Origin of the sequence: Streptomyces sp. NPDC092296 (assembly GCF_044755465.1) — a bacterium.
Taxonomy (GTDB): Bacteria; Actinomycetota; Actinomycetes; order Streptomycetales; family Streptomycetaceae; genus Peterkaempfera.
Genome location: NZ_JBIVRB010000003.1, coordinates 120,106 through 146,531 on the forward strand (window position 1 = coordinate 120,106; position 26,426 = coordinate 146,531).

The 26,426-nt window shown below is 73.3% G+C and carries 25 protein-coding genes; 11 read left to right on the top strand and 14 right to left on the bottom strand.

From position 1 onward, the window contains the following. Window positions 1-56: 56 nt before the first annotated feature. From sucB to cobU, 6 genes are all read right to left on the bottom strand, one after another. Window positions 57-1,895 carry a 2-oxoglutarate dehydrogenase, E2 component, dihydrolipoamide succinyltransferase gene (gene sucB, locus ACIQGZ_RS10980; RefSeq protein WP_402600881.1) on the bottom strand — a complete coding sequence of 613 codons (1,839 nt, stop codon included), beginning with the start codon at window positions 1,893-1,895 and terminating at the stop codon, window positions 57-59. Between the two features lie 55 nt (window positions 1,896-1,950). Next, complete coding sequence (lpdA, locus tag ACIQGZ_RS10985; protein ID WP_402600883.1) at window positions 1,951-3,339, bottom strand: dihydrolipoyl dehydrogenase; 1,389 nt, start codon at window positions 3,337-3,339, stop codon at window positions 1,951-1,953. Between the two features lie 308 nt (window positions 3,340-3,647). After that, on the bottom strand, window positions 3,648-5,153 hold the full coding sequence (locus ACIQGZ_RS10990) for a leucyl aminopeptidase (RefSeq protein ID WP_402600885.1): 1,506 nt from the start codon (window positions 5,151-5,153) through the stop codon (window positions 3,648-3,650). 571 nt (window positions 5,154-5,724) lie between these two features. Continuing rightward, complete coding sequence (locus tag ACIQGZ_RS10995) at window positions 5,725-6,522, bottom strand: adenosylcobinamide-GDP ribazoletransferase (RefSeq protein ID WP_402600887.1); 798 nt, start codon at window positions 6,520-6,522, stop codon at window positions 5,725-5,727. After that, on the bottom strand, window positions 6,519-7,682 hold the full coding sequence (gene cobT / locus ACIQGZ_RS11000; protein ID WP_402600888.1) for a nicotinate-nucleotide--dimethylbenzimidazole phosphoribosyltransferase: 1,164 nt from the start codon (window positions 7,680-7,682) through the stop codon (window positions 6,519-6,521). The genes ACIQGZ_RS10995 and cobT overlap by 4 nt, the downstream gene beginning before the upstream one ends. Before the next feature lie 18 nt (window positions 7,683-7,700). Further along, the gene (gene cobU / locus ACIQGZ_RS11005; RefSeq protein WP_402600890.1) at window positions 7,701-8,255 is read right to left on the bottom strand and encodes a bifunctional adenosylcobinamide kinase/adenosylcobinamide-phosphate guanylyltransferase; all 555 of its coding nucleotides are present in this window, start codon (window positions 8,253-8,255) and stop codon (window positions 7,701-7,703) included. 158 nt (window positions 8,256-8,413) lie between these two features. Between cobU and ACIQGZ_RS11010 the strand changes: the two genes are divergently transcribed. Then, a complete protein-coding gene (locus ACIQGZ_RS11010; protein ID WP_402600891.1) occupies window positions 8,414-8,614 on the top strand; it encodes a hypothetical protein in 201 nt (66 codons plus the stop codon). Window positions 8,615-8,722: 108 nt separating this feature from the next. Here ACIQGZ_RS11010 and ACIQGZ_RS11015 read toward each other — a convergent pair whose 3' ends face one another. The 3 genes from ACIQGZ_RS11015 to ACIQGZ_RS11025 all read right to left on the bottom strand — a co-directional run bounded on the left by ACIQGZ_RS11015 (window position 8,723) and on the right by ACIQGZ_RS11025 (window position 11,281). Further along, window positions 8,723-9,727 carry an aldo/keto reductase family protein gene (locus ACIQGZ_RS11015; protein WP_402600893.1) on the bottom strand — a complete coding sequence of 335 codons (1,005 nt, stop codon included), beginning with the start codon at window positions 9,725-9,727 and terminating at the stop codon, window positions 8,723-8,725. 28 nt (window positions 9,728-9,755) lie between these two features. Then, the gene (locus tag ACIQGZ_RS11020) at window positions 9,756-10,484 is read right to left on the bottom strand and encodes a class I SAM-dependent methyltransferase (protein ID WP_402600894.1); all 729 of its coding nucleotides are present in this window, start codon (window positions 10,482-10,484) and stop codon (window positions 9,756-9,758) included. Between the two features lie 200 nt (window positions 10,485-10,684). Further along, window positions 10,685-11,281, bottom strand: a complete 597-nt coding sequence (locus tag ACIQGZ_RS11025; RefSeq protein WP_402600896.1) for a DUF3043 domain-containing protein — start codon at window positions 11,279-11,281, stop codon at window positions 10,685-10,687. Window positions 11,282-11,545: 264 nt separating this feature from the next. Between ACIQGZ_RS11025 and ACIQGZ_RS11030 the strand changes: the two genes are divergently transcribed. Together ACIQGZ_RS11030 and ACIQGZ_RS11035 are read left to right on the top strand one after the other, a co-directional pair. Then, on the top strand, window positions 11,546-12,340 hold the full coding sequence (locus ACIQGZ_RS11030) for a PspA/IM30 family protein (RefSeq protein ID WP_402600897.1): 795 nt from the start codon (window positions 11,546-11,548) through the stop codon (window positions 12,338-12,340). 10 nt (window positions 12,341-12,350) lie between these two features. Continuing rightward, window positions 12,351-12,629 carry a hypothetical protein gene (locus ACIQGZ_RS11035; protein ID WP_402600899.1) on the top strand — a complete coding sequence of 93 codons (279 nt, stop codon included), beginning with the start codon at window positions 12,351-12,353 and terminating at the stop codon, window positions 12,627-12,629. Window positions 12,630-12,708: 79 nt separating this feature from the next. Here the strand turns inward: ACIQGZ_RS11035 and nadA are convergent, their stop codons facing one another. Beyond that, window positions 12,709-13,893, bottom strand: a complete 1,185-nt coding sequence (nadA, locus tag ACIQGZ_RS11040; protein ID WP_402600900.1) for a quinolinate synthase NadA — start codon at window positions 13,891-13,893, stop codon at window positions 12,709-12,711. A 221-nt stretch (window positions 13,894-14,114) separates the two neighbouring features. On the opposite strand from nadA, the gene ACIQGZ_RS11045 reads away from it, so the two are divergent. Together ACIQGZ_RS11045 and ACIQGZ_RS11050 are read left to right on the top strand one after the other, a co-directional pair. Continuing rightward, window positions 14,115-14,606 carry an Lrp/AsnC family transcriptional regulator gene (locus ACIQGZ_RS11045; RefSeq protein ID WP_402600902.1) on the top strand — a complete coding sequence of 164 codons (492 nt, stop codon included), beginning with the start codon at window positions 14,115-14,117 and terminating at the stop codon, window positions 14,604-14,606. Window positions 14,607-14,856: 250 nt separating this feature from the next. Then, complete coding sequence (locus tag ACIQGZ_RS11050) at window positions 14,857-16,245, top strand: pyridoxal phosphate-dependent decarboxylase family protein (protein WP_402600904.1); 1,389 nt, start codon at window positions 14,857-14,859, stop codon at window positions 16,243-16,245. A gap of 19 nt (window positions 16,246-16,264) precedes the next feature. On the opposite strand, the gene ACIQGZ_RS11055 is transcribed toward ACIQGZ_RS11050, so the two are convergent. After that, window positions 16,265-17,143 carry a GNAT family N-acetyltransferase gene (locus tag ACIQGZ_RS11055; protein ID WP_402600906.1) on the bottom strand — a complete coding sequence of 293 codons (879 nt, stop codon included), beginning with the start codon at window positions 17,141-17,143 and terminating at the stop codon, window positions 16,265-16,267. Window positions 17,144-17,402: 259 nt separating this feature from the next. On the opposite strand from ACIQGZ_RS11055, the gene ACIQGZ_RS11060 reads away from it, so the two are divergent. Further along, the gene (locus ACIQGZ_RS11060; RefSeq protein ID WP_030269055.1) at window positions 17,403-17,756 is read left to right on the top strand and encodes an iron-sulfur cluster assembly accessory protein; all 354 of its coding nucleotides are present in this window, start codon (window positions 17,403-17,405) and stop codon (window positions 17,754-17,756) included. 67 nt (window positions 17,757-17,823) lie between these two features. On the opposite strand, the gene ACIQGZ_RS11065 is transcribed toward ACIQGZ_RS11060, so the two are convergent. Together ACIQGZ_RS11065 and ACIQGZ_RS11070 are read right to left on the bottom strand one after the other, a co-directional pair. Next, on the bottom strand, window positions 17,824-18,396 hold the full coding sequence (locus ACIQGZ_RS11065; RefSeq protein WP_402600907.1) for a hypothetical protein: 573 nt from the start codon (window positions 18,394-18,396) through the stop codon (window positions 17,824-17,826). Between the two features lie 104 nt (window positions 18,397-18,500). Then, on the bottom strand, window positions 18,501-18,734 hold the full coding sequence (locus ACIQGZ_RS11070; protein WP_402600908.1) for a hypothetical protein: 234 nt from the start codon (window positions 18,732-18,734) through the stop codon (window positions 18,501-18,503). A 281-nt stretch (window positions 18,735-19,015) separates the two neighbouring features. Between ACIQGZ_RS11070 and ACIQGZ_RS11075 the strand changes: the two genes are divergently transcribed. Further along, window positions 19,016-19,990, top strand: coding sequence for a carbohydrate kinase family protein (locus tag ACIQGZ_RS11075; protein ID WP_402600909.1), 975 nt, complete (start codon window positions 19,016-19,018; stop codon window positions 19,988-19,990). Window positions 19,991-20,009: 19 nt separating this feature from the next. Here ACIQGZ_RS11075 and ACIQGZ_RS11080 read toward each other — a convergent pair whose 3' ends face one another. After that, entirely contained in the window at window positions 20,010-21,464 is a 1,455-nt protein-coding gene (locus ACIQGZ_RS11080; protein ID WP_402600910.1) for a cysteine desulfurase/sulfurtransferase TusA family protein, read from the bottom strand. Between the two features lie 357 nt (window positions 21,465-21,821). On the opposite strand from ACIQGZ_RS11080, the gene coxB reads away from it, so the two are divergent. The 4 genes from coxB (at window position 21,822) to ACIQGZ_RS11100 (ending at window position 26,359) form a co-directional block, all read left to right on the top strand. After that, window positions 21,822-22,676, top strand: coding sequence for a cytochrome c oxidase subunit II (coxB, locus tag ACIQGZ_RS11085; RefSeq protein WP_402600911.1), 855 nt, complete (start codon window positions 21,822-21,824; stop codon window positions 22,674-22,676). After that, window positions 22,673-24,427 carry a cytochrome c oxidase subunit I gene (gene ctaD, locus ACIQGZ_RS11090; protein WP_402600912.1) on the top strand — a complete coding sequence of 585 codons (1,755 nt, stop codon included), beginning with the start codon at window positions 22,673-22,675 and terminating at the stop codon, window positions 24,425-24,427. The genes coxB and ctaD overlap by 4 nt, the downstream gene beginning before the upstream one ends. Next, window positions 24,427-24,825 carry a cytochrome c oxidase subunit 4 gene (locus ACIQGZ_RS11095; RefSeq protein ID WP_402600914.1) on the top strand — a complete coding sequence of 133 codons (399 nt, stop codon included), beginning with the start codon at window positions 24,427-24,429 and terminating at the stop codon, window positions 24,823-24,825. Before ctaD ends, ACIQGZ_RS11095 begins: the two co-directional genes overlap by 1 nt. A 367-nt stretch (window positions 24,826-25,192) precedes the next feature. Then, complete coding sequence (locus ACIQGZ_RS11100) at window positions 25,193-26,359, top strand: Ig-like domain-containing protein (RefSeq protein WP_402601438.1); 1,167 nt, start codon at window positions 25,193-25,195, stop codon at window positions 26,357-26,359. Window positions 26,360-26,426: the final 67 nt, after the last annotated feature.

Genomic DNA, 26,426 nt, shown 5'->3' on the forward strand with positions numbered 1-26,426 from the left:
GCGCCCCCGGCCCGCCGAACGCGGACCGGGGGCGCACCGTGCTTGCGCGCTGGGGACTACAGCCCGAGGTCGCCCTCGAACGCGCCGTCCTCCAGGCGGGCCTTGACCGTGCCCAGGAAGCGGGCGGCGTCGGCGCCGTCCACGATCCGGTGGTCGTACGACAGGGCCAGGTAGACCATGTCGCGGACCGCGATCGTGGTGCCGAACTCCGGGCTCTCCACCACGACCGGGCGCTTGACGGTCGCGCCGATGCCCAGCATGCCGACCTGCGGCTGGTTGAGGATCGGCGTGTCGAACAGCGCGCCGCGCGAACCGGTGTTGGTCACCGTGAAGGTGCCGCCGGCCAGCTCGTCGGGCTTGAGGCCGCCGTCGCGGGTACGGGCCGCCAGGTCCGCGGTCTTCTTGGCGATGCCGGCGATGTTGAGGTCGCCCGCGTCGTGGATAACCGGGACGAACAGCCCCTTCTCGGTGTCCACCGCGATGCCGATGTTCTCGACGTCGTGGTAGGTGATGGTGTCGTCCTCGTTCACCCGGGCGTTGAGGACCGGGTGCACCTTGAGAGCCTCGATGGCGGCCTTGACGAAGAACGGCAGCGGGGAGAGCTTGACGCCCTCGCGCTGCTGGAAGCCGTTCTTGGCGCGGGCGCGCAGCTGCATGACGCGGGTGACGTCCACCTCGACCACGGTGGTGAGCTGCGCCGAGACCTGGAGCGACTGCACCATGTGCTTGGCGATGGCCTTGCGGACCCGGGTCATCGGCACCGTCTGGCCGCGCAGCGGCGACGGTACGACCGGCGCGGCCTGCTTGGCGGCGGCCGGGGCGGCAGTGACCGGAGCGGCGGCGACCCGGGCGGCCTCGGCCGCGTCCAGGACGTCCTGCTTGCGGATGCGGCCGCCGACGCCGCTGCCCTTGACGTCGGTCAGGGCGACGCCCTGCTCGGACGCCAGCTTGCGGACCAGCGGGGTGACGTACGGGCCCTCGCCCTCGCCGGCGGCCGGAGCCGGGGCGGCGGGAGCGGCGGCCACCGGGGCGGCCGGGGCGGGAGCAGCCGGGGCGGGAGCCGGGGCCGGGGCGGCCGGCGCGGGAGCGGCCTGGACCGGCGCGGGCGCCGGAGCAGCCGGGGCGGCGGGCGCGGCCGGAGCCGGAGCCGGAGCCGCCGGAGCCGGGGCCGCCGGGGCGGGAGCGGCCACCCGAGCAGCCGCGGCCGGAGCGGCCGGGGCCGGGGCGGGGGCAGCGGCCGGAGCGGCACCCGGGGCGCCGATGACGGCCAGCTGGGCGCCGACCTCGGCGGTCTCGTCCTCACCGATCAGGATCTTCAGCAGCACACCGCCGGCCGGGGCCGGGATCTCGGTGTCGACCTTGTCGGTGGAGACCTCGAGCAGCGGCTCGTCGGCCTCCACGGTGTCGCCCTCGGCCTTCAGCCAGCGGGTGACGGTGCCCTCGGTGACCGACTCACCGAGCGCCGGCAGCAGCACCGGGGTGCCCTGCGCATCGCCGGCCGGGGCCGGGGCGGCCGGAGCAGCGGGAGCGGCCGGGGCCTCCTGGGCGGCGGCCGGGGCGGCCGGAGCAGCGGGGGCGGCCGGAGCCTCGACCGGCGCCGGGGCGGCGGCCGGAGCGGCCTCGGCCACCGGGGCCGGGGCGGCGGCGGGGGCACCGGAGCCGTCGTCGATGACGGCCAGCTCGGCGCCGACCTCCACCGTCTCGTCCTCGGCGACCTTGATGGAGGACAGGATGCCGGACGCGGGCGCCGGGATCTCGGTGTCGACCTTGTCGGTGGAGACCTCGAGCAGCGGCTCGTCGGCCTCCACCCGGTCGCCCTCGGCCTTCAGCCAGCGGGTGACAGTGCCCTCGGACACGCTCTCGCCGAGCGCGGGCAGCGTTACTGAGACCGCCATGGTTCCAGGAACTCCTTCAGTCGTGCGGTGCGGATGTGGTACGCGTGTCCCGGGCTCAGTCGTGGTTGTGGAGCGGCTTGCCGGCCAGCGCCAGGTGTGCCTCGCCGAGGGCCTCGGACTGGGTGGGGTGGGCGTGGATGAGCTGCGCGACCTCGGCCGGCAGTGCCTCCCAGTTGTAGATCAGCTGAGCCTCGCCGACCTGCTCGCCCATGCGGGCGCCCACCATGTGGATACCGACGACGGCGCCGTCCTCGACCTGGACGAGCTTGATCTCGCCGGCGGTCTTGAGGATCTTGCTCTTGCCGTTGCCGGCCAGGTTGAACTTGGCGACCTTGATCTTCTCGGCGCCGTAGATCTCCTTGGCCTTGGCCTCGGTGATGCCGACGGAGGCGACCTCGGGGTTGCAGTAGGTCACCCGGGGCACGCCGTCGTAGTCGATCGGGACGACCCGCTGCCCGGCCAGCCGCTCGGCCACCAGGATGCCCTCCGCGAAGCCGACGTGCGCCAGCTGGAGGGTCGGCACCAGGTCGCCCACGGCGGAGATCGTCTCGACGTTGGTCCGCAGGTACTCGTCCACCAGGACGTAGCCGCGGTCCATCGCGACGCCGGCCTCCTCGTAGCCCAGGCCCTGCGAGACCGGGCCGCGGCCGATGGCGACCAGCAGCACGTCGGCGTCGATCTGCTTGCCGTTCTCGGTGGAGACGCGCACCCCGGACTCGGTGTACTCGACGCCGGAGAAGCGGGACTTCAGCTCGAACTTGATGCCGCGCTTGCGGAAGGCGCGCTCCAGCAGCTTGGAGCTGCCCTCGTCCTCCAGCGGGACCAGGTGCGGCAGCGCCTCCACGATGGTCACGTCCACGCCGAAGGACTTCCACACCGAGGCGAACTCGACGCCGATGACGCCGCCGCCCAGGATCACCGCGGACTTCGGGAGGTAGTCGAGCTTCAGCGCGTGGTCCGAGGAGATGACCCGGTTGCCGTCGATCGTCAGGCCCGGCAGCGACTTCGGCACGGAGCCGGTCGCCAGCACGATGTGGCGGCCCTCGTAGCGCTGACCGGCGACGTCCACCGAAGTGGGGGAGGAGAGCCGCCCCTCGCCGGTCACATAGGTGATTTTGCGGGAGGCCACCAGGCCCTGGAGGCCCTTGTACAGCCCCGCGATCACATCGTCCTTGTACTTGTGCACACCGGGGAGGTCAATGCCCTCGAAGGTCGCCCGCACGCCGAACTGGGCGGCCTCACGGGTTTCGTCGGCCACCTCCGCCGCGTGCAGGAGCGCCTTGGTGGGGATGCAACCACGGTGCAGGCAGGTGCCGCCCAGCTCGCCCTTCTCGATCAGCGCGACCTGAAGTCCCAACTGGGCCGCGCGCAGCGCCGCGGCGTAGCCGCCGCTTCCGCCTCCGAGAATGACTACGTCGAAAACGGTGCTGGCGTCGTTCGCCACGTCACGTCCTCCATGCATCGGTGCTTGTGCCCGGCCGGTGCTGGACCGGATGGGTGTGCTCCCTTGTGGGGAGCCCAGTCGTGCCGGAAATACATCTTCGCACTTGTTCACGGGTGCCGATGTCCGGGGTCGCCCCGTGGACACCCGTGCCGGGGTGCGCGGACTGCGGCCGCCGCGCCGCGCGATGGTATCGCCGCAGCTCACAGCGGTACGGCCCGGGTGGCGCGGCGGCCGGGAACGCGGCCGGGGCCCGACGGGATCTCCCGCCGGGCCCCGGCCGCGTACACCGGTGCGGACGACCGCGCCGACTACAGCAGGGTGCCGGCCGCCGCATCCTCGGCCAGCTGCACCAGGGTGCGCACGGCGGAACCGGTGCCGCCCTTGGGGGTGTAGCCGTACGGCGCGCCCTCCTGGAAGGCCGGGCCCGCGATGTCCAGGTGCGCCCAGGCGATGCCCTCGGCCACGAACTCCTTGAGGAACACGCCCGCCACCAGGCCGCCGCCCATCCGCTCGCCCATGTTGGCGAGGTCGGCGACGGACGAGTCCAGGCCCTTGCGCAGGTCGGCGGGGAGCGGCATCGGCCACGCCTGCTCGCCGGCCCGCCCGGCCGCGTCGAAGACCCGGTCCCGGAAGCCGTCCTCGCCCGCCATGATGCCGAAGACGCGGGTACCCAGGGCCATCACCATGGCGCCGGTCAGGGTGGCCACGTCCACGATGGCGTCCGGCTGCTCCTCGCCCGCGCGGACGATCGCGTCGGCCAGCACCAGGCGGCCCTCGGCGTCGGTGTTGAGCACCTCGACCGTCTTGCCGCCGTACATCCGCAGCACGTCGCCGGGGCGGGTGGCGCCGCCGGACGGCATGTTCTCGGCCAGCGCCAGCCAGCCGGTGACGTTCACCTCGACGCCGAGCCGGGCGGCGGCGACCACGGCGGACAGCACCGCGGCGGCGCCCGACATGTCGCACTTCATGGTCTCGTTGTGACCGGCCGGCTTGAGCGAGATGCCGCCCGAGTCATAGGTGATGCCCTTGCCGATGAAGGCCAGCGAGGCCCGCGCCTTGGGGTGGGTGTACGCCACCTTCACCAGCCGGGGCGGGTTGGCCGAGCCCCGGCCGACGCCCAGGATGCCGCCGTACGACCCCTTGGCCAGCGCCTTCTCGTCCAGCACCTCGACCTTGAGGCCGTGCTCCTTGCCGGCGGCCTGCGCGATGGCGGCGAACGCCTTCGGGGTGAGGTCGTTGGGCGGGGTGTTGACCAGGTCGCGGGTGCGGTTCATCTCCTCGGCGAGCACGGTCGCCCGCTCGGCGGCGGCCTTGGCGCCCTTCTGGCCCTTGCGGCCGGTCACCACGATCAGCTCGCCCACCGGGGCCTTGCCGCTGTCGCCGGTGCGGTACTCGGTGAACGAGTACGCCCCGAGCAGACCGCCCAGCGCCACCGCCTCGACGGCCTCCGGGGTACCGGTCGGCAGCGCCAGCGCGGCCTTGCCGCTGCCCGCCAGCGTACGGGCGGCCACCCCGGCGGCCCGGCGCAGCGCCTCCAGGTCGTACGTCCCGTCCTCGGCCGCCTCACCGACGCCCACCGCGAGCACCACGCTCGCCTTCATCCCGGCGGGGGCGGGGACCTTGACCGCCTCGCCCTCCGCCCCGGTGGCGCCCAGGGCGCCGAGGATCTCGGCCAGCCGGCCGTCGAACGCCTCGGCCACCGTCTCGGCGCCGGACGCCGGGACGGGCCCCTTGTCGCCCTTGGCCACGCCGACAACGACGGCGTCCACGCGCAGGGAGGCCGCTGCTGAGGTGCTGACAGACAATGCAGTCACGTATCTGGGTCCTGTTCTGGGTTCAGGGCCGGTCGCGGCCGGACGGGCCGCACCGGCCGTCGGCTCGCCCCGCCCTTCACCATGAGGGGTTCGTCAGGGGGTTCCCGGGCTCTCGGTGCCTCACGCATCGTAATCCGCGTGCCCGACGGCCGCCCCCGTGGGAAAGCTCTTCCCGCCCTCCACGCCAGGCGGGTACTCGCCACCGGCGGCGGACCGCCACTCCCGGCTCCACCCGGCGGCGCGGCGGATTGCGGGCCGGGTGGTTTGGCCGGGGTGCGGGGGTTGCGGGGCGGGTGTCCACCGGGGTGCGGGGTGTCGTCGGCTCGGCGTACTACGGAGGTGCCGGGTTTCTCGCGCAGTTCCTCGCGCCCCTGAGGCCCGTGCCCGGTTGCTGTACGGCGGTGGGGTGGCGCCGCGCCGGGGGCGCGGGGAACTGCGCGATCAGCCACCCGCTCGCGTAGGGCGCTGAGCCCGCAGATCCCCGTGCCTCGCTGGTCCGGACAGCCTGCCCGCAACAAGCAACCGCGCGAGCGGCCACCCACTTCCGCAGACCCGCGTGGCGGAGCGCCGTTCAGCCGCCTCCCAGCAGCGCCAGGCCCAGCAGCGCACCGGTGGCCGCCGTCTCCGCGAGGGCCCCCAGGACGTCGCCGGTGATGCCCCCCAGCCGTCGTACGCAGCGCCGCAGCAGCAGCCACCCGCAGCCCACGCCGACCAGGAGCGCCGCCGGGCACCCGTAGCCCCAGCGGCCGCCCACCGCCGCAGCCGCCGCCGCACCCAGCGCCAGCGCCGAACCGCCCGTCACCGCCGCCGCCCCCCACGGCCGTACCGTGCCGGCCACCGCCGCCCCGAGGCCGCCCGGCCGCGCCGCCGGGACCGAGCGGAGGCACCCCCAGCCGAGCGCGCAGCGCGCAGCCACCGCCGCCGTCACCACCGCCGCCGCGCCCCGCCACGCGCCGCCGTCGTACGCCCGTGCGGCGGCGGCGATCTGACCGAGCAGCACCAGTACCAGCACCAGCACCCCGAACGGACCGATGTCCGACTGTTTCATGATGCGCAGCGCGTCCTCGGCGGGCTTGCCGCTGCCCAGCCCGTCGGCCACGTCCGCCAGCCCGTCCAGGTGCAATCCCCGGGTCAGCGCGGCCAGGACGCCGATCGCGGCCACCGCCGCCAGCAGCCCACCGCCGCCGAGCAGCGCCACGGCCGCCCCGCACGCCGCACCGGCGGCGCCCAGCAGCAGCCCCACCAGCGGCGCCCAGAGCATCGCCGCCCCGGCGGTGGGCCGGTCCCACCGGTCCACCCGGACCCGGATCACCGACAGCGTGCCGACGGCGAACCGCAGCCCGTGCAACGCCGGCAGCCGCCCGCTCACGCCGCCGGCCCGGCCCCCTCGACCGAGCCCGCATCCGAGCCCGAGCCCGCATCCGAGCCCGAGCCCGCATCCGAGCCCGAGCCCGCATCCGAGCCCGAGTCACCCGAGCCCGACTCCGTGACCGGCACCAGCTCCGCCAACGCCGCCGCAGCCGCCTGGAGCAGCGGCAGCGCCATCAGCGCTCCGGTGCCCTCGCCCATGGCGATGCCCTGGTCCTGGAGCGGGTCGAGCGTCAGCCGGTCGTACGCCTTGACCAGCGCGGGTTCGCCGGTGGCCTGCCCGGCCCGCCACCACTCCGGCGACCGGAAGGCGATCCGCTGCGCCACCAGCCCGCAGGCCGCCGACACCACGCCGTCCAGCAGCACCGGGGTGCGCCGCACCGCGCTCTGCAACAGGAAGCCGGTGATCGCGGCGAAGTCCGCGCCGCCGGTCGCCGCCAGCAGCGCGATCTGGTCGCCCAGCACCGGCCGGGCCCGCCGCAGCGAGTCCCGGATAGCGGCGCACTTGACCATCCACACCCGGTCGTCGATGCCGGAGCCGCGCCCGGTCACGGCCGCCGCGTCGGTCCCGCAGAGCGCGCCGACCAGCACCGCCGCCACCGTGGTCGAGCCCACGCCGAGGTCGCCCAGCACCACCAGGTCGGTCCCGGCGTCGGCCTCCTCGTCGGCGACGGCCATCCCGGCGCGGAACGCCTGCTCGGCCTGGGCGACGGTGAGCGCGTCCTCGACGTCGATCCGGCCGGAGCCGCGCCGCACCCGGTGCCGTACCACCTCCGCCGGGAAGGCGTCGGGCTCGGCGTCCACGGCCATGTCCACGACCCGTACGCTCGCGCCGAACCGCCGGGCCAGCGCGTTGACCGGCGCCGCGCCGTCCAGCACGGCCCGCACCCGGGCGGCGGTGGCGCCGACGGGGAGCGCGGAGACGCCCAGCGAGGCGATGCCGTGGTCACCCGCGAAGATCACCACCCGGGGCCGCTCGACCGCCCGTACCGGGCTGCGGCCCTGCACCCCGGCCAGCCAGTTGCCCAGCTCCTGGAGCTGTCCCAGGCCGCCGCGCGGCAGGTCGAGCGCGGCCCATCGCTCCTCGGCCGCGCGCAGGCCGGTCTCGTCGGGCCGCCCCACCAGGGTGGAGAACGCATCCAGATCCACAGTGCTGTCCATCAGACGGGAGGTTACCCGTCACCCCTGCTTGATCGGCAACACCTGTCCGGCCACCACCAGCAGCACGCTCTGCGAAGCCTCCGCCACGGCCATGTTGAGCCGCCCCAGCTCGTCGCGGAAGCGGCGGCCGGCCGCCGTGGCCGGGACCACGCCCATCCCCACCTCGTTGCTGACCGCCACCACGGTCCGGCCGGTCTCCCGCCAGGCCGCCGCCAGCGATGCGGCCCGCGCCTGCACGGCCCGCTCACCGCTGTCGGCCCACAGGGCGTCGTCCCAGGCGCCGCAGTCGTCCATCACCCGGGTGAGCCAGAGCCCCAGGCAGTCGATCAGCAGCGGCGCGGGGTCGGCGGTGTCGCGCAGCAGCCGTTCCAGGTCGCAGGTCTCCGCCGTACGCCAGCCGGCCGGCCGCCGCTCGCGGTGCAGGGCGACCCGGCGGGCCCAGTCGGCGTCGTCGTCCCGGGTGCCGCCGGTGGCCGCGTAGAGCACGTCGGCGCGGTCGGCGAGCAGCTGCTCGGCGCGGGTGGACTTGCCGGAGCGGGCGCCGCCGAGGATCAGGGTGCGCGGAGGAAGCATGCGGCCATCCTCCCCTCGCCGGGGTGACGGCGGGCCGCCGGGGCCCTCGCCGGGGTGACGGCGGGCCGCTGGGGTGGTGATCGAAGGCCACCGCTCGGCTACTGTGCGCAGAACGGCGCGGCGGACGGCCGCGCGGGGACGACCGGGAGGAGCCGGGCATGGCGTGGACATGGCGGTACGAGAAGGCCGACGGCTCCGCGGTGAACCCGACCGTGGGCCAGGAGGACTTCCCCACCCAGGGCGATGCCGAGTCCTGGATCGGGGAGAACTGGAAGCAGCTCGTGGAGGAGGGCGCCGACCAGGCCACCCTGCTGGACGACGGCAGCACCATCTACACCATGAGCCTGCACGAGGCATGAGCCCGCGCAGGGGCTGAGCCCGCGCAGGGCCTGAGCCCGCACGAGGCGGTAGCACACGACAGCGGGGGCGCGGCCGACCGGCCGCGCCCCCGCCAGGTGCCCATGGCCCTACGGGCGGCCCTGGGGGGAGGTCTTCTCGGTGAGCCCCGGGTCGCGCTCGACGACCGGGTCGAGGATCTCGTCGATCGCGCTCAGCAGCTCCGCGTCCAGCTTGACCCCGGCGGCCTTGACGTTCTCGCCGACCTGCTCCGGCCGGGAGGCGCCGATGATCGCGGCGGAGACATTGGGGTTCTGGAGCACCCAGGCCACCGCCAGCTGGGCGAGCGACAGGCCCGCCTGGTCGGCCAGCGGCCGCAGCTGCTGCACCCGCTCCAGCACGTCGTCGCGCAGCCAGCTGGCGACGAAGTTGGAGCCGCCCTTGCTGTCGGTCGCGCGGCTGCCGGCCGGCAGCGGGGCGCCGGGCGCGTACTTGCCGGTGAGCACACCCTGGGCGACCGGCGACCAGACGATCTGGCCGAGCCCCAGCTCCTCGCAGGTCGGCACCACCTCGGCCTCGATCACCCGCCACAGCATCGAGTACTGCGGCTGGCTGGAGACCAGCGGCACATGCAGCTCACGGGCCAGCTGGTGGGCCTCGCGGATCTGCTGCGCCGACCACTCCGAGACGCCGATGTAGAGCGCCTTGCCGGACCGGACCACGTCGGCGAAGGCCTCCATGGTCTCCTCCAGCGGAGTGGAGTGGTCGTAGCGGTGCGCCTGGTAGAGGTCGACGTAGTCGGTCTGCAAGCGGCGCAGCGAGCCGTCGATCGACTCCATGATGTGCTTGCGGCCCAGGCCCCGGTCGTTGCGGCCGGGACCGGTCGGCCAGAAGACCTTGGTGAAGATCTCCAGGCCCTCGCGGCGCTCGCCCTTCAGCGCGCGGCCGAGCACGGACTCGGCGCGGGTCTCCGCGTAGACGTCCGCGGTGTCGTAGGTGGTGATCCCGGCGTCCAGGGCGGCGCGCACACAGGAGAGCGCGGCCTCCTCCTCGACCTGGGAGCCGTGGGTGATCCAGTTGCCGTAGGCGATCTCACTGATGACAAGGCCGCTGCGGCCAAGGTGACGGAACTCCATGCGGCGACCTTACCCGGCCGGTGATCATTCATCCCACCGGGCGCTTGGCTCCCACCACGTGCAGCAACGCCGCGACCTGGCGATATGGGTCGGTCCGCCCGGCTCGTTCCTCCGCGTCCAGCAGCTGCGCCAGCTGCCGCCCGTCGGCGGGCAGCGGGGCGTCGTCCGGCGCCGCGTCGGTGAAGACCCCCACGCCGTACCAGTGCCGGACGGGCACGTCCATCCCGGCCAGCGTGGTGGACAGCGCCTCCAGCCGGTCGGCGCGGGTCGCCAGGCCCAGCCGGTCGGTGTAGTGCGGGCGGCTGTCGAACGCCTGGAGCGCACCGCGCCAGTCACCGGTCAGCCCGGCCCGCATCGCCAGCGCCGCGCCGTTCCGGGCGACCAGCGACAGCAGCCCGCCGGGGGCCAGCACCCGGGCCAGCGAGGCCAGCAGCGGACCCGGCTCGGGCAGGTACATCAGCACCCCGTGGCAGAGCACCACGTCGAAGCTGCCCGGTCCGAACCAGCGGCCGCACTCGCGGCCGTCCCCGCTGAGCAGCCGCACCCGGGCCCGTACCTCCGGGGGCTCGGCCTCCAGCGCCGCCTGCCCGGCACCCAGCGTGACCGGATCGGCGTCCAGCCCGGTCACCAGGTGCCCGGCGCGGGCCAGCCGCAGCGACTGGGTGGCCTGCCCGCAGCCCGCGTCCAGCACCCGCAGCGGGTGGTCCTGGCGGGCGCCGAAGTGCTCGGCCAGCTGCTCGGCGAGCTGCCGCGCCACCAGCTCCTGGCGGACCGCGTTGCGCAGCCCGCCCAGGTGGGACAGCCACGCCCCGGCGCCCGGCGTGAAGCCGGAGGCCGGCGCGGGCAGGTGGTCATGGCCGCCGCCGTGCCGGGGCCCCGGCCGCAGCGCGTGCCGCTGGCCGTGGCGCGGCCCCTGCTCCGGCAGGCCGCCGGGCCAGGAGGGGACGGGCGCCGTACTCAGAGCTTGGCCCCCCGCTGCACCTGCGGCTTGGGCAGCCGCAGCCGGCGCATCTGGAGGGTGCGCATCAGCGCGTACGCGGTGGCGCCCTTGTGGCTCTCGTTCGGGAAGCGCTCCCGCAGCTGCTTGCGCAGGCCGAAGGCGTGGCGCAGCGAGTCGAGCAGGATGCCGACGATGATCAGCACCCAGAGCATCAGCGAGACGAACTGCAGAGCGCTGTTGTGCAGCACGCTGAGGATCAGGATCACCACGGCGAACGGCAGGAACCATTCGGCGACGGTGAAGCGGGAGTCGACGTAGTCCCGCGCGAAGCGGCGTACCGGGCCCTTGTCCCGGGCCGGGAGCGCGCGCTCGTCGCCGTTGAGCAGCGCCAGGCGCTGCTTCTCGCGCTCGGTCCGCAGCCGGGCGCGGCCCTCGCGGGCGGCCTCCTTGCGGTCCTTGGGCACGTTGACGCGGGTGCGGCGGCCCGCCTGGGCCTCGCTGCGCTTGGGGGTGGGCCTGCCCTTGGGCGCTTGCGGGTCGCGGGACCGGTTCTGGTCCGGCTCCACGAGCGCGGTGGGGGTGGCGGGGGCATCCTGGGAACGGCGTCGGAACACGTAGAGAAGAGTACGTGCTGACGGCCGCCGACCCACACTGCCGTCCGCCCGGCGACCGCCGGCCCGGGTCCGGACGACCCGTACGGGACCTCCCTCAGCCCTGGGGATCATCCCCGTCGGGGCCGAATCCGCCGTGCGGACGATGTCGGGCGGACCGGGCTGTAGCAGTCTTGATGCAGGCAGGTGCGCTGCGGCAGGCGCCCCACTGCCCGTAGTGTTGGTACGAGAGACACAGCTGGCCTGAGAAGGGGGCGCCCGAGGCCCATGAGCGACGGAATCATGAAGCGGATGGGGATGGTCTTCCGCTCCAAGGCGAACAAGGCCCTGGACCGGATGGAAGACCCGCGCGAGACGCTCGACTACTCGTACCAGAAGCAGCTCGAACTGCTGCAGAAGGTGCGGCGGGGGGTGGCCGACGTGGCCACTTCGCGCAAGCGCCTGGAGCTCCAGCTCCAGCAGCTTCAGCAGCAGTCGGCGAAGTACGAGGACCAGGGGCGCAAGGCGCTCTCCCTGGGCCGCGAGGATCTCGCGCGTGAAGCGCTGACCCGCAAGGGGGCGCTGGCGCAGCAGATCAGTGATCTGGAGGCGCAGTACCAGCAGCTGCAGGGGGAGGAGGAGAAGCTCACCCTCGCCTCGCAGCGGCTGCAGTCCAAGGTGGACGCCTTCCGTACCAAGAAGGAGACCATCAAGGCGACCTACACCGCGGCCCAGGCGCAGACCAGGATCGCGGAGTCGTTCTCCGGCATCTCCGAGGAGATGGGCGACGTCGGCCTGGCGATCCAGCGGGCCGAGGACAAGACCGCGCAGTTGCAGGCCCGAGCCGGCGCGATCGACGAGCTGCTCGCCTCCGGTGCGCTGGACGACTCCAGCGGCATGGGGCGCAAGGACGACATCGAGGCCGAGCTGGAGCGGATCGGCACCGGTTCGGATGTCGAGCTGGAGCTGGCCCGGATGAAGGCCGAGCTGTCCGGCGGCTCCACGCAGCAGGCGCTGGAGCAGGGCGGCGGGGCGCAGCAGCAGCCGCAGTCCCCGCAGGACACTCCCCGTTACGAGAAGTGAGGGCGGCGTCATGATCGTCCGGATCATGGGGGAGGGTCAGCTGGATGTGGCCGAGAGCCACCTCGACCGGCTGAACCAACTCGACGACGAACTGCTCAAGGCGCTGGACGAGGGCGACCAGGGCAACTTCCGCACCACCCTGGGCGCACTGCTCGCGGCGGTGCGCGAGGCGGGTTCGCCCCGGCCGGAGGACGCCCTGGAGCCCTCCGATCTGATCCTGCCGAACGAGGACGCCACGGTGGAGGAGGTCAGGCGGTTGCTGCGCGACGACGGCCTGATCCCCGGCTGACCTGCGGGCCGGACATACGGGAGGGCCCCGGCGGTGTGCCGCCGGGGCCCTCCCGTATGCGCCTGTGCGTGCCGCGGTCCTACGGCAGCGCCAGCATCCGGTCCAGCGCGGCCTTGGCGTACTTCTCGGTGTCCGGGTCGACCTGGATGCGGTTGACCACCCGGCCGTCGGCCAGCGACTCCAGCGCCCACACCAGGTGCGGCAGGTCGATGCGGTTCATGGTGGAGCAGAAGCAGACCGTCCGGTCCAGGAAGACGATCTCCTTGTCCGGGTGGGCCTTGGCCAGCCGCCGCACCAGGTTGAGTTCGGTGCCGATGGCCCACTTGGAACCGGCCGGGGCCGCGTCCAGCGCCTTGATGATGTACTCCGTCGAACCGACCTGGTCGGCCGCCGCCACCACCTCGTGCTTGCACTCCGGGTGCACCAGCACGGTGACCCCGGGCACCCGCGCCCGGACGTCGTTCACCGACTCCAGCGAGAAGCGGCCGTGCACCGAGCAGTGGCCGCGCCAGAGGATCATCTTCGCGGCGCGCAGCTGCTCGGCGGTGAGGCCGCCGCCGGGCTTGTGCGGGTTGTAGACGACGCAGTCGTCCAGCGACAGGCCCAGCTCGCGGACGGCGGTGTTGCGGCCCAGGTGCTGGTCGGGCAGGAACAGCACCTTCTCGCCCTGCTCGAAGGCCCACTCCAGGGCCCGCCGGGCGTTGGAGGAGGTGCAGATGGTGCCGCCGTGCCGGCCGGTGAACGACTTGATGTCGGCGGAGGAGTTCATGTACGAGACGGGGACGGTGGTCTCCGCTATCCCCGCGTCGGTGAGCACGTCCCAGCACTCCGCGACCTGGTCGGCGGTGGCCATGTCCGCCATCGAGCAGCCGGCGGCCAGGTCGGGCAGGACGACCTGCTGCTGCTCCGAGGTCAGGATGTCGGCCGACTCGGCCATGAAGTGCACGCCGCAGAAGACGATGTACTCGGCCTCCGGGCGGGCGGCGGCGTCGCGGGCCAGCTTGAAGGAGTCGCCGGTGACGTCGGCGAACTCGATGACCTCGTCGCGCTGGTAGTGGTGGCCGAGGATGAAGACCCGGTCACCCAGGCGCGCCTTGGCCGCGCGGGCACGCTCCACCAGGTCCGGGTCGGAGGCGGCGGGGAGGTCGCCGGGGCACTCCACGCCGCGCTCGCTGTCCGGGTCGGCGTCGCGGCCGAGCAGGAGCAGCGCAAGGGGAGTGGGCTGAACATCCAGCAGAGGCTCTGCGGCGGGGGTGGTGGTCACGGGCCGATGCCCTTCTTCGATCGCCAACGGCTTTTCGTCTATCTGACGTTATCTATCATAACTCCTTCGCGTCAGATTGACGATGGCTCCCGGTCCGATGTGACATGGATGACCGTCCCGAGCCCGGCAGCGATTCCCAGGCATTAGCCTGAGGAGGGCGTTGATTCCCAAGGCGCCCAGAGCGTATCGCCCTGCCTTCACAACCGCGGGAGCCGCACCCCATGAGCCTGAGCCGTCCCTTCGGAAACGGCCCGCTCCCGCCGCTGGGCGCCGCCCCCGACGCCGACCTCGACGACATCGACCGCCGCCTGCTGCGCCGCCTCGGCGAGGACGGCCGCGCCTCGTACGCCCGGCTCGGCGCCGAGGTCAACCTCTCCGCCACCGCCGTCAAGCGCCGCATCGACCGGCTGCGCGCCCGTGGCGTGGTGCGCGGCTTCACGGTCGTCCTCGACCCGGGGCTGCTCGGCTGGGGCACCGAGGCGTTCGTGGAGGTGTACTGCCGCGAGCGCACCCCGCCGGAGGAGATCCTGGCCAGCCTCCGCCAGTTCCCCGAGGTCGTCGCCGCCTGGACCGTCACCGGCGACCCCGACGCCCTGGTCCACCTCCGCGCCGCCGACATGCGCCACCTGGAAGCCGTCATCGAACGCATCCGCCGCGAACCCGGCATCCAGCGCAGCCGCAGCGCCGTGGTCCTCTCCCGCCTCATCGGCTGACCCCGCACGCCCCCGGGGACGCGAGGAACCACGCGAGACACCCCCGCCCCGTGCAGCAGCCCCCGCATCAGCCCCAACCCCGCGCAGGAATCGTGCGCCCCCGCCCCGGAAGACGCCGGAATGCTGCGCCCGGGGCAATGGATCGACGCGCGCCCCGGCCCGACCCCTGCCTAGGCTGATCCCGGCCCGGCAGCGCCCGGCCACCTCCCCGCAGAGCCCCTGGGCCGCGCCCAAGCCGCCACCGAGAGGGATGCCCGTGCCCGCCGCGCCGCACCGCATGCACCAGTACGACGCCCACCTGGTCGACCTGGTCTTCGACTACATGCGGGCCCGTCTCCAGTACGACCCCGTCCCCCTGGACCACCCCGGCGACGGCGACAAGCTCCGCGCCCACCTGGACGGCGTACTCAACGAGCACGGCAACGCCCCCGCCGACGTGATCAGGCTGTACGACCAGCACCTCAGCCGGGCCGTGATCTCCGCCGACAGCCCCCGCTACCTGTCCTTCATCCCCTGCGCCCCCACCAAGGCCGCGCTCCTCTTCGACATGGTGGTCTCCTGCGCCTCCCTCCAGGGCATCTCCTGGCTGGAGGCGGCCGGCGCCATCGCCGCCGAGAACCAGGTGCTGCGCCTGATCGCGGACCGGGCCGGCCTGCCCGCCACCGCCGGCGGCTGCTTCGTCTCCGGCGGCTCGGCCGGCAACCTCTCCGCCCTGGTCGTCGCCCGCGACACCGCCCGCCGCAAGCACGGCGTCACCGCCTCGTCGCAGGGCGCCCGCGCCCGGCTGCGGATCGCGGTCAGCGACCAGGCCCACTCCTCCATCACCAACACCCTCAACATCATCGGCGTCGAGGCCCTGGTCGTCCCCACCGAGGGCCACCGCCTCACCGGCGAGGCACTGCGCGCCGCCATCGAGGCCGACGACGACCGCAGCAGCATCATCGGCGTGGTCGCCACCGCCGGCACCACCAACGCGGGCATCATCGACGACCTGGCCGGGGTCGCGGACGTGGCGGGCCACTACGACCTCTGGTTCCACGTGGACGGCGCCTACGGTGGCGCGGGCCTGTTCGCCCCCTCCGTACGGGACCGCTACCGGGGCATCGAGCGCGCCGACTCCTTCGTGGTCGACCCGCACAAGTGGCTGTTCGCCCCGTTCGACTGCGCCGCGCTGATCTACCGCAAGCCGTGGCTGGCCAAGGGCGTGCACACCCAGGACGCCTCGTACCTGGACTGCCTGCACACCGAGGGCGAGGAGTGGAACCCCACCGACTACGCCTACCACCTCACCCGGCGCGCCCGCGGCCTGCCGCTCTGGTTCTCGCTGGCGGTGCACGGCACCGAGGCGTACAGCGACGCCATCGAGGCCGGCCTCCGGCTCGCCCGCGACACCGCGCAGCTGATCCGGGAGGCCGACCACCTGGAGCTGGTCCGCGACCCGGAGCTGTCCGCCGTGGTCTTCCGCCGCCGGGGCTGGGGGGCGCAGGACTACTACGACTGGTCGCAGCGGCTGCTGGCCGGGCAGGTCGGCTTCGTCACCCCGACCGGCTGGGAGGGCGAGACCGTGGCCCGCTTCGCCTTCCTGCACCCGGGCACCACCATGGAGATGGTGCGGGAGATCCTCGACACCATGGCCTGACCGCCGCCCGGCCGACGGCTCACAGGAAGCCCTCGTGCGGCAGGTACGGCGCCGGCGGCCGCATGCCGCGCAGCGTCACATAGCCGTAGGTGGACAGTCGCAGACCGGCCTCCAGGCCCACGTCCACCGCCCACTCCTGCTCGGCGGTCAGCATGCTCACCGACGCCTCCTCGCCGTCCGGCACCCGGGCCAGCGCCTCCCGCAGCAGCCGGACCGCCAGCCGCCGCGAGGTGGCGGCCAGCAGCACCACCCGGCCACCGGTCCGGTAGCAGTAACCGGTGCCGGTCAGCGTGTCCGCCACCAGCAGCTCATCGGTGTGCAGCGTCAGGAAGTCATGGTCCACACCGTGCGAGGAGCCGCGCAGCAGCCGGTCCACCGACTCCAGCAGATGCCGCTGCGCCACACCGCCCGGATGCACCGGGATCTCCCCCGGGTCGCGCAGCCCGGTGCGGTCCACCCGGCCGCGCAGCCGCATCGCGGGATGCAGCGTGAACCCGGCCCGCCGGTAGCGGCGGGCCGCCTGGGGGTCGGGGGAGGAGCAGAGCATCCCGCGCAGACAGCCCTGGCCGTACTGGAGCGCCCGCTCCAGCAGCATCAGCCCAACGCCCTTGCCCTGCGCCTCCGGCCGCACCGCGAGGAGGCCGAGCACCCAGGTGCCCTCCCGGCGGGCCGCCTGCGCCACCCCGACCGCCCGGCCGTCCTCCTCCGCCAGCCAGCCGCCCTCCGGGTCGTGCCGCGCCCGGTGCCGGATGCCCGCCAGCGCCCGCACCCGTGCCTCCGGCGGTCGCGGCGCGCTCGGCTCGCCCAGGGACACCGCCAGCGCGGCGAACGCCGCCTCGGCGACCTCCCGGACCGCCTCCGCGTCGGCCGCCGTGTCCCGTACCGGTCGAAGGATCATGGGCTCCACGCTGGCACGGCCGACCGGCGCCCGAAAGGGGACGGCCGGTAGTCGGCGTGAACTGTTCGCCCGCAGGTCCGAGCCGTGCGGCGGTCTGCCACGGCCGTGACCGTATCCGCTCGGTGTGCGAGCATGGAGCGACCGGGGCAGCGCGCCCGCCGCACGGCGGCCGACACTCCGGGACCACCCTCCGGAATACATCCGGGAGGCCGCCGGTTGCTGCTGGCGGCAGTCTGTCGTCAAGACCGGGAGTATGCAGATGACCGTCCAGGACGAGACCACCGTCGAGAGTGGCATCCTCCTCACCGATGCCGCCGCGGCCAAGGTCAAGGGCCTGCTTGAGCAGGAGGGCCGTGAGGACCTCGCGCTGCGCGTCGCGGTCCAGCCGGGCGGCTGCTCCGGCCTGCGCTACCAGCTCTTCTTCGACGAGCGCTCGCTGGACGGCGACGTCGTCAAGGACTTCGGCGGCGTCAAGGTCGTCACCGACCGGATGAGCGCCCCCTACCTGGGCGGCGCCACCGTCGACTTCGTCGACACCATCGAGAAGCAGGGCTTCACCATCGACAACCCCAACGCCACCGGCTCCTGCGCCTGCGGCGACTCCTTCAGCTGAGCGGCACCGCCGAAGGCGGCGGCCCCGGGACCACCTCCCGGAGCCGCCGCCTTCCGCATGCCGCGACCTACTGCGGCTGACCCGGCCCCACGCCCTTGGCCCCCTTCACCCCGGCGCCGCCCGGCCGGGGCACCAGCGGGGGAGTGCCGCCCGGCTTCAGCGCACGGCCGTCCGCCGCGTCGACCACCGTACGGTCGCCCAGCGGGCGGGACAGTTCGGCGCTCACCGGCTGATACTTCGCGATCATCGGGCAGACCTGGCCGTCCGGCGCCCGACCGCTGGTCACCACCCGTACCGTCACCCGGTCGGCGGCGGACTCGTCGACGCGCAGCGCGTACTTCTCGCAGACGCCCGCCCAGAACCACACGGACAGCCGAGCGCCCTTCACCGTGTACGAATGCGCCGTCGGCCCCGCCACCGGGCTGCCGCCGGCCGTGGGCGTGGGCCCCGCCGCCGGGCTGGTGGTCGCCGTGGGCCCGGCCGCCGGCCGCTGCGCCCGGTCGGACGCCGGGGAGCCCTGCGCCAGCCACGCGGCACCGCCGCCCACCACCAGCACGGCCGCCACCGCCAGCGACACCGGCCACACCCGGCGCACCCCGGCCTTGGTCACCTGCGGCTCCGCTTCCTGCTCCGCGTCCACGTTCGTCCTCCTGACGCCCTGTCCCATGCGGCCCCGGCCACCCGGAACCACCAATCCGACGCACCCACCCCCACCCCGGTTCCCCCACCCACCCCCACCCACCCTCAGTCCCCGTACTCCGCCATCCCCGCCACCACCGAGACCGCCCCCGCCGACACCGCCAACCCCGGCCGCCGCCGCCCGCCCGCCCCCGGCGGCAGCGGCTCGGGCGAAGCCGCCAGGACCGGCCAGAACAGGCGCATCCGGCGGGAGGAGTCCACCAGCCCGGCCAGCGTCTCGGGCTCCGCGTCACCCCGGAGCGCGGCGGACACCTGGCGTGAGTCGTGTTCGAGGGTCATGCACTGCTCCGGATCGCTCGACAACCGCCCGCGGGCACCCCGCAAGCCCGGCCGGGGCGCCAGGCACCCCGCCCCGCGACCCTAGGCCGACACCAGCGCCCCGGCCACCCTCCCCGCAGCGGCAGACGCCCCGGCCGAACCGCCCGTACCACGCCCGCAATCACCGCATAGGGCGGCACCTCGCAGACCGCCCGGGTACCGTGTGAGGGTTCAACCCCTGTTCAGCCCCTGCTCACCCCCCGTGCCCGCCCCCACCGCCGCCTGACCGAGGAGAACCCGCCGTGCGCATCGCCGTCACCGGCTCGATCGCCACCGACCACCTGATGACCTTCCCCGGCCGCTTCGCGGACCAGCTGGTCGCGGACCAACTGCACACGGTCTCGCTCTCCTTCCTCGTCGACGCCCTCGACGTACGCCGCGGCGGCGTGGGCCCCAACATCTGCTACGGCATGGGTCTGCTCGGCCTGCGCCCGCTGCTGGTCGGCGCCGCCGGCCCCGACTTCGCCGAGTACCGCTCCTGGCTGGACCGCCACGGCGTGGACACCGGCTCGGTGCTGATCTCCGAGCTGCGCCACACCGCCCGCTTCGTCTGTACCACCGACGCCGACCACAACCAGATCGCGTCCTTCTACACCGGCGCCATGTCCGAGGCCCGCAACATCGAGCTGCGGCCGATCGCGGACCGGGCCGGCGGCCTGGACCTGGTGCTGATCGGCGCGGACGACCCGGAGGCGATGGTCCGCCACACCCAGGAGTGCCGAGCCCGGGGCTACGCCTTCGCGGCCGACCCCTCCCAGCAGCTGGCCCGGATGGAGGGCGACGACATCCGGGAGCTGGTCGACGGCGCGCAGTACCTCTTCACCAACGAGTACGAGGCCGCCCTGATCCAGACCAAGACCGGCTGGTCCGCCGCCGAGATCCTGGACCGGGTCGGCACCCGGGTCACCACCCTCGGCGCGCGCGGCGTGCGGATCGAGCGGTCCGGCGAGCCGCCCATCGAGGTCGGCTGCCCGGAGGAGGAGGCCAAGGTCGACCCGACCGGCGTCGGCGACGCCTTCCGGGCCGGCTTCGTGGCGGGCCTCTCCTGGGAGCTGGGCCTGGAGCGCTCCGCCCAGGTCGGCTGCATGCTGGCCACCCTGGTCATCGAGACGCTGGGCACCCAGGAGTACGAGCTGCGCCGCGGCCACTTCCTGGAGCGCTTCGCCAAGGCGTACGGCGACACCGCCGCCGACGAGGTCCGCCGACACCTGGGCTGAGCCGGGCGGCGGCGGCCCGTCAGGCGCTGCGCCGCACCACCAGGTAGGCCGTGCCCCGGTCGCCGCCGTAGTCGGCGGCCGGGGCCTCGCCCGCGTACTCCTCGCCGCGCATCCCGCACCAGGCCGGGATGTCCAGCCGGGCCGCCTCGTCGTCGGAGAGCACCGCGACCGTGCCGCCGGTCGGCACCCCGCCGATCCGCTTGGCCAGCTCGATCACCGGGATCGGGCAGCGCCGCCCCAGCGCGTCCACCACCAGCACCGGCGCGGCCCCCGGACCCGGCTCCGTCCCGCCCGGTTCCGCCCCGACCGGCTCCGTCCCGCCCGGTTCCGCCCCGACCGCCCCCGGCGAGGCGCCCAGGGTGGCCCGTACCGAGCCCACCAGCCCCGGCAGCTCGGCCAGGAACCGCTCCACGTCGGCCTCCGCCGCGCCGTACGGCAGCGAGACCCGCACATTGCCCTCGGTCAGCACCCCCATCGCCTTGAGCACATGGCTCGGGGTCAGCGTGCTGGAGGTGCACGACGAGCCGGAGGAGACCGCGAACCCGGCCCGGTCCAGCTCGGTGAGGAGCACCTCGCCGTCCACGTACAGGCAGGAGAAGGTCACCACGTGGGGGAGCCGGTGCACCGGGTCGCCCACCACCTCCACGTCCGGCACCGACTGCGGCACCCGCGCCCGGATGCGCTCCACCAGGGCGTGCAGCCGGGCGTTCTCGGCCGCCGCCTCCTGCCGGACCGCGCGCAGCGAGGCCGCCGCCGCCACGATCGCCGGTACGTTGACGAAGCCCGGCACCCGGCCGCGCTCCCGCTCGTCGGCGGGCAGCGGGGAGGCGTACCGGACGCCCTTGCGCACCGCGAGCACGCCCACCCCGGCCGGTCCGCCCCACTTGTGGGCGCTGGCGGCCAGCAGCGACCAGCCGCCGGGCACCGCGACCCGGCCGGCGCTCTGCGCGGCGTCCACCAGCAGCGGCACCCCGGCCGCCGCGCACAGCTCGGCGGCCTCGGCCACCGGCTGGACCGTGCCGACCTCGTGGTTGGCCGACTGGAGGCAGGCCAACGCCGTGCCGGGCCGCAGCGCGGCGCCGAAGGCGGCGGGGTCCACCCGGCCCAGCCGGTCCACCGGCACCTCGGTCAGCTCGCCGCCCGCCGCGGCGTGCACCTCGGCGGCGTGCAGCAGGCTGGAGTGCTCCACCGCCGAGTGCACCAGGTGACGTCCCGTCCGCCGGTGGCCGGCCAGGGCGCCGAGCACACCCAGCTGGACCGCCTGCGTCCCGGAGGCGGTGAAGGAGACCTCGTCGGGCCGGGCGCCCAGCACCTCGGCCACCGTCTCCCGGGCGGCGTCCAGCAGCATCCGGGCCCGCCGGCCGTCCCGGTAGAGCCGGGCGGGGTCGGCCCAGCCCTCGTCCAGCGCGGCGGTCAGGGCCTGCCGGGCGACCGGGTGCAGGGGGGCGGTGGAGGCGGCGTCGAAGTAGGGCACGGGTGCCACGGTAGCCGCCCCGGGGCGGCCCTGGGCGGCGGCACTTACCGCCCGTCAGCCGCTTGGTGCGGATACCCTTCGAAGGGCCTCGTCATGCCTGCTGCGGGGCACCTTTCCGAGCGTCCTCCGATCGGCTGTACGAGCCGCTTGACCTGCAACTCCACCCCTTCGGGGGCTGATCGGGTACCCGGACGGCGCGTTACCGGGACCTGCCCGTGAGACGTGGATAAGCCTGGAGTAGGGTTTGGCGCGCATAAACATCCAAACCCTGCCCGTGGCCGGGCCCCACCGGGTTGAAGGCGACAGACCCTTCGCCCCGAGGGCGCGATCGCGGGCGAGACTTCGGGAAGGCGCTACGTGAGTCCCAACGGCTCCGACCGCTCGCCGCGGCGCACGATGCGGCGGAAGCTGCCTCAGGCGCTGGCACTGGGCCTCGTCATCGCGACCGCCACCGGCTGCTCGTCCCAGGACCTCCCCAGGCTCGGCCTGCCCACTCCTGTCACGAAGGAAGGACCGTTGGTCCTCCAGATGTGGCAGGGTTCCTGGATTGCTGCACTGGTGATCGGCGTGCTGGTCTGGGGCCTGATCATGTGGAGTGTGATCTTCCACCGGCGCAGCCGCACCAAGGTGGAGGTTCCTCCGCAGACCAGGTACAACGTGCCGATCGAGGCGCTCTACACCGCGGTCCCCATCATCATCGTCTCGGTGCTCTTCTTCTTCACCGCGCGCAATGAGTCGCGGCTGCTGGAGACCTCCAAGCACCCGGACCACGTCGTCAACGTGGTCGGGTTCCAGTGGAGCTGGGCGTTCAACTACGAGAACGACGAGCACGGCAAGAACGCGCAGGGCGCCTACGACGTGGGCTCTCCGGCAGAGCCGCCCACGCTCTACCTGCCCAAGGGCGAGAGCGTGCTGTTCAAGCTGACCTCGCGGGACGTCATCCACGACTTCTGGACGATCAACTTCCTGATGAAGCAGGACGTTGTCCCCGGTCTGGTGAACGAGTTCCAGGTGACCCCGACCGCCTACGGCACCTTCCGCGGCAAGTGCGCGGAGCTGTGCGGCGTGGACCACTCGCGGATGCTCTTCAACGTCAAGGTCGTCTCCCCGGCCGACTACCAGAAGCACCTCCAGGAGCTTCGGGCCGAGGGCAAGACGGGTGCGGTGCCCTCCGGCGTCATCACCACCGGAACCACGGGAAGTGAGAAGTGACCATCCTCAACGAGCCCCAAGGGGCGGCCGGAGGAGTAACCGCGGCCGCGGTCGTCGGGGGCGAACCGCGAACCCGTAAGGGCTCCAGCGCGGTGAAGTGGCTGACCACCACCGACCACAAGACGATCGGCACGCTGTACCTGGCGACGTCCTTCGCCTTCTTCCTGATCGGTGGCGTCCTCGCCCTGGTCATGCGTGCCGAGCTGGCCCGCCCGGGTACCCAGCTGCTCTCCAACGAGCAGTTCAACCAGGCGTTCACCATGCACGGCACCATCATGCTGCTGATGTTCGCGACGCCGCTGTTCTCCGGCTTCGCCAACTGGATCATGCCGCTACAGATCGGCGCCCCCGATGTGGCGTTCCCGCGACTGAACATGTTCGCCTACTGGCTGTACCTGTTCGGCTCGCTGATCGCGGTGGCCGGCTTCCTCACCCCGCAGGGTGCCGCCGACTTCGGCTGGTTCGCCTACTCGCCGCTCTCGGACGCGATCCGCAGCCCCGGCGTCGGCGCCGACATGTGGATCATGGGCCTGGCCTTCTCCGGCTTCGGCACCATCCTCGGCTCGGTCAACTTCATCACCACGATCATCTGCATGCGCGCCCCCGGCATGACGATGTTCCGGATGCCGATCTTCACCTGGAACGTGCTGCTCACCGGTGTGCTGGTGCTGCTCGCCTTCCCCGTGCTCGCCGCCGCGCTGCTGGCGCTGGAGGCGGATCGGAAATTCGGCGCACACGTCTTCGACCCGACGAACGGCGGAGCGCTGCTCTGGCAGCACCTCTTCTGGTTCTTCGGCCATCCGGAGGTGTACATCATCGCGCTGCCGTTCTTCGGCATCGTCTCGGAGATCATCCCGGTCTTCAGCCGCAAGCCGATGTACGGCTACACCAACCTGATCGCGGCCACCATCGCCATTGCCGGTCTGTCCGTGACGGTGTGGGCGCACCACATGTACGTCACCGGTCAGGTGCTGCTGCCGTTCTTCTCGTTCATGACCTTCCTGATCGCGGTTCCGACCGGTGTGAAGGTCTTCAACTGGATCGGCACCATGTGGAAGGGGTCACTGAGCTTCGAGACCCCGATGCTCTGGACCATCGGCTTCCTGATCACCTTCGTCTTCGGTGGTCTGACCGGTGTGCTGCTGGCCTCGCCGCCGATCGACTTCCACGTCTCGGACTCGTACTTCGTGGTGGCGCACTTCCACTACGTGGTGTTCGGCACCGTGGTCTTCGCGATGTTCGCGGGCTTCCACTTCTGGTGGCCGAAGATGACCGGCAAGATGCTGGACGAGCGGCTCGGCAAGATCACCTTCTGGACGCTGTTCATCGGCTTCCACACCACCTTCCTGGTGCAGCACTGGCTGGGTGCCGAGGGCATGCCCCGCCGGTACGCCGACTACCTGGCGTCCGACGGCTTCACCACGCTCAACACCGTCTCCACCATCGGCTCCTTCCTGCTCGGCCTGTCGATCCTGCCGTTCCTCTACAACGTCTGGAAGACCGCCAAATACGGCGAGAAGCTCACCGTGGACGACCCGTGGGGCTACGGCCGCTCGCTGGAGTGGGCCACCGCCTGCCCGCCGCCGCGGCACAACTTCGTCACGCTGCCGCGCATCCGCTCGGAATCCCCGGCGTTCGACCTGCACCACCCGGAGATCGCCGCCCAGGACTACCTGGAGAACTACGGCACTCCGGCCGAGCCCCAGGCCGTGGGCGCGGGCGCGGGCGCGAAGAAGGAGGGTGACGTCTGATGAAGGTCCAGGGCAAGATCTTCGCCGGCCTGGCCGTCTTCATTCTGGCCATCGCCATCTCCTACGGTCTGTGGTCGAAGGAGCCCGCCGGTACCACGGCGCTCTTCCTCGCCTTCGGCCTGTGCATCTTCATCGCCTTCTACCTGGGCTTCACCGCCCGGCGGGTGGACACCGGAGCCGGTGACAACCCGGAGGCCGAGGTCTCCGACGACGCCGGTGAGCAGGGCTTCTTCAGCCCGCACAGCTGGCAGCCGCTGGCGCTCGGCATCGGTGGAGCGCTCGCCTTCCTCGGTGTGGTCTTCGGCTGGTGGCTGCTCTACTGGTCGCTGCCGATCACGCTGATCGGCCTCTGGGGCTGGGTCTTCGAGTACTACCGGGGCGAGAACCAGAACCAGTAGTTCCGCACCTTTCGACGGCCGGGGCCGGGCACCTTCCACAGGTGTCCGGCCCCGGCCGTCGGCGCGCCCGTCCGACGGACCGGTTCACCCGGACGGCCCTGGCCGCACCGTCCCGATATGCCCCGCTGCTCCGTTCTTCCTACGATATGAGCGATCGTCGGTGAGACGGAGGCAAGCGATGGACACTGCGGTTCGCACGGACCCCGGGGTTCGGGCTCGGCCCTCCCGGACGGGGCACTCCCTCCGGCGCCGTACGGGACCCGCCCTACTGCCGGGCCTCTGCGCACTGGCCCTGCTGGCGGGCGGCTGCACCGCGGCCAGACCCAGTACGGACGCCCGACCCCCGCAGACGGTCGACGTGGCCCCGATGGTCCGGCTGACGCCCGCCGGGGGCGCCCCGGTCGACCCCGCCCGACCGCTCACCGTGACGGCCGTCCGCGGCCGCCTCACCGATGTCACGATGACCACCGACGACGGCCGCCAGGTCGCGGGCCGCCTCGCGGCCGACGCCCGCAGCTGGCGCACCACCGAACCCCTGGCCGCCGGTGCCCGCTACACCGTGCGGATCGGTGCCGACGACGGCCGGGGCGGACGCGGCGAGACCACCACCGGGGTCACCACCAAGCCCGGCAACCAACTGCTCACCGCGCTGCTGGGCCCCACCGAGGACCAGGACGACGGCAGCCCGGTCTACGGCGTCGGCCAGCCGGTCACCGTACAGCTCTCCCGGCCGGTGCACGACCCCGCCGCCCGGCAGGCCGTGGAGCACGGGTTGCGGGTCACCTCCGAACCCGCCGTCAGCGGGGCCTGGCACTGGGTCGACGACCGCACCCTGCACTTCCGCCCCGAGGAGTACTGGCCCGCGCACGCCACCGTCCGGGTCGCCTTCGACGCCGAGGGCCGGCACATCAGCGACGACCTGTACGGCGGCACGCCCAGCCGGATCGCCTTCCGCACCGGCGACCGGGTGGTGGCCCTGGTCGACGCCCGCACCGACTACCTGACCTTCCGCCGCAACGGCGAGGTGGTCAGGACCATCCCGGTGACCACCGGCAAGCCCGGCTTCGAGACCCGCAACGGCATCAAGGTGGTGCTGGGCAAGGAGGCGCAGGTACGGATGGACGGCGAGACCGTCGGCATCCCGACCGGCAGCGCGGACGCCTACAGCCTGGACGTGCAGTGGGCGACCCGGGTCACCTGGAGCGGCGAGTACGTGCACGCCGCGCCCTGGTCGGTGGCCTCCCAGGGCCACGCCAACGTCAGCCACGGCTGCACCGGTCTGAGCACCGCCGACGCCCGCTGGTTCTACGACCACGTGCGGGTCGGTGACGTCGTCCAGGTGGTGGGCAGCAACGGGCACGGCATGGAGCCGTTCGACAACGGCTTCGGGGACTGGAACCTCTCCTGGAACGACTGGCTGGCCGGCTCGGCGGGCGGCTCGGCCGTCTCCACCGCCGGCGGGCCGACCGGTGACGTCGGCGTCACCCCTGACGGCCGGGCCGAACCGGTCGGCGCCCTGGTACCGCAGATCTGATCCGGCCGCCGCCGGGCCGCCGGGGCGACTGGGTAACTGGGGGTACGTGGGGGCATCCGGGCATCTG

What these genes read in the sequence shown, in the direction of transcription:
- sucB (WP_402600881.1), bottom strand. Translation starts at nt 1,895, where the DNA reads ATGGCGGTCTCAGTAACGCTGCCCGCGCTCGGCGAGAGCGTGTCCGAG.
- cobT (WP_402600888.1), bottom strand. Translation starts at nt 7,682, where the DNA reads ATGGACAGCACTGTGGATCTGGATGCGTTCTCCACCCTGGTGGGGCGG.
- cobU (WP_402600890.1), bottom strand. Translation starts at nt 8,255, where the DNA reads ATGCTTCCTCCGCGCACCCTGATCCTCGGCGGCGCCCGCTCCGGCAAG.
- ACIQGZ_RS11010 (WP_402600891.1), top strand. Translation starts at nt 8,414, where the DNA reads ATGGCGTGGACATGGCGGTACGAGAAGGCCGACGGCTCCGCGGTGAAC.
- ACIQGZ_RS11015 (WP_402600893.1), bottom strand. Translation starts at nt 9,727, where the DNA reads ATGGAGTTCCGTCACCTTGGCCGCAGCGGCCTTGTCATCAGTGAGATC.
- ACIQGZ_RS11030 (WP_402600897.1), top strand. Translation starts at nt 11,546, where the DNA reads ATGAGCGACGGAATCATGAAGCGGATGGGGATGGTCTTCCGCTCCAAG.
- ACIQGZ_RS11035 (WP_402600899.1), top strand. Translation starts at nt 12,351, where the DNA reads ATGATCGTCCGGATCATGGGGGAGGGTCAGCTGGATGTGGCCGAGAGC.
- ACIQGZ_RS11045 (WP_402600902.1), top strand. Translation starts at nt 14,115, where the DNA reads ATGAGCCTGAGCCGTCCCTTCGGAAACGGCCCGCTCCCGCCGCTGGGC.
- ACIQGZ_RS11050 (WP_402600904.1), top strand. Translation starts at nt 14,857, where the DNA reads ATGCCCGTGCCCGCCGCGCCGCACCGCATGCACCAGTACGACGCCCAC.
- ACIQGZ_RS11055 (WP_402600906.1), bottom strand. Translation starts at nt 17,143, where the DNA reads ATGATCCTTCGACCGGTACGGGACACGGCGGCCGACGCGGAGGCGGTC.
- ACIQGZ_RS11060 (WP_030269055.1), top strand. Translation starts at nt 17,403, where the DNA reads ATGACCGTCCAGGACGAGACCACCGTCGAGAGTGGCATCCTCCTCACC.
- ACIQGZ_RS11070 (WP_402600908.1), bottom strand. Translation starts at nt 18,734, where the DNA reads ATGACCCTCGAACACGACTCACGCCAGGTGTCCGCCGCGCTCCGGGGT.
- ACIQGZ_RS11095 (WP_402600914.1), top strand. Translation starts at nt 24,427, where the DNA reads ATGAAGGTCCAGGGCAAGATCTTCGCCGGCCTGGCCGTCTTCATTCTG.
- ACIQGZ_RS11100 (WP_402601438.1), top strand. Translation starts at nt 25,193, where the DNA reads ATGGTCCGGCTGACGCCCGCCGGGGGCGCCCCGGTCGACCCCGCCCGA.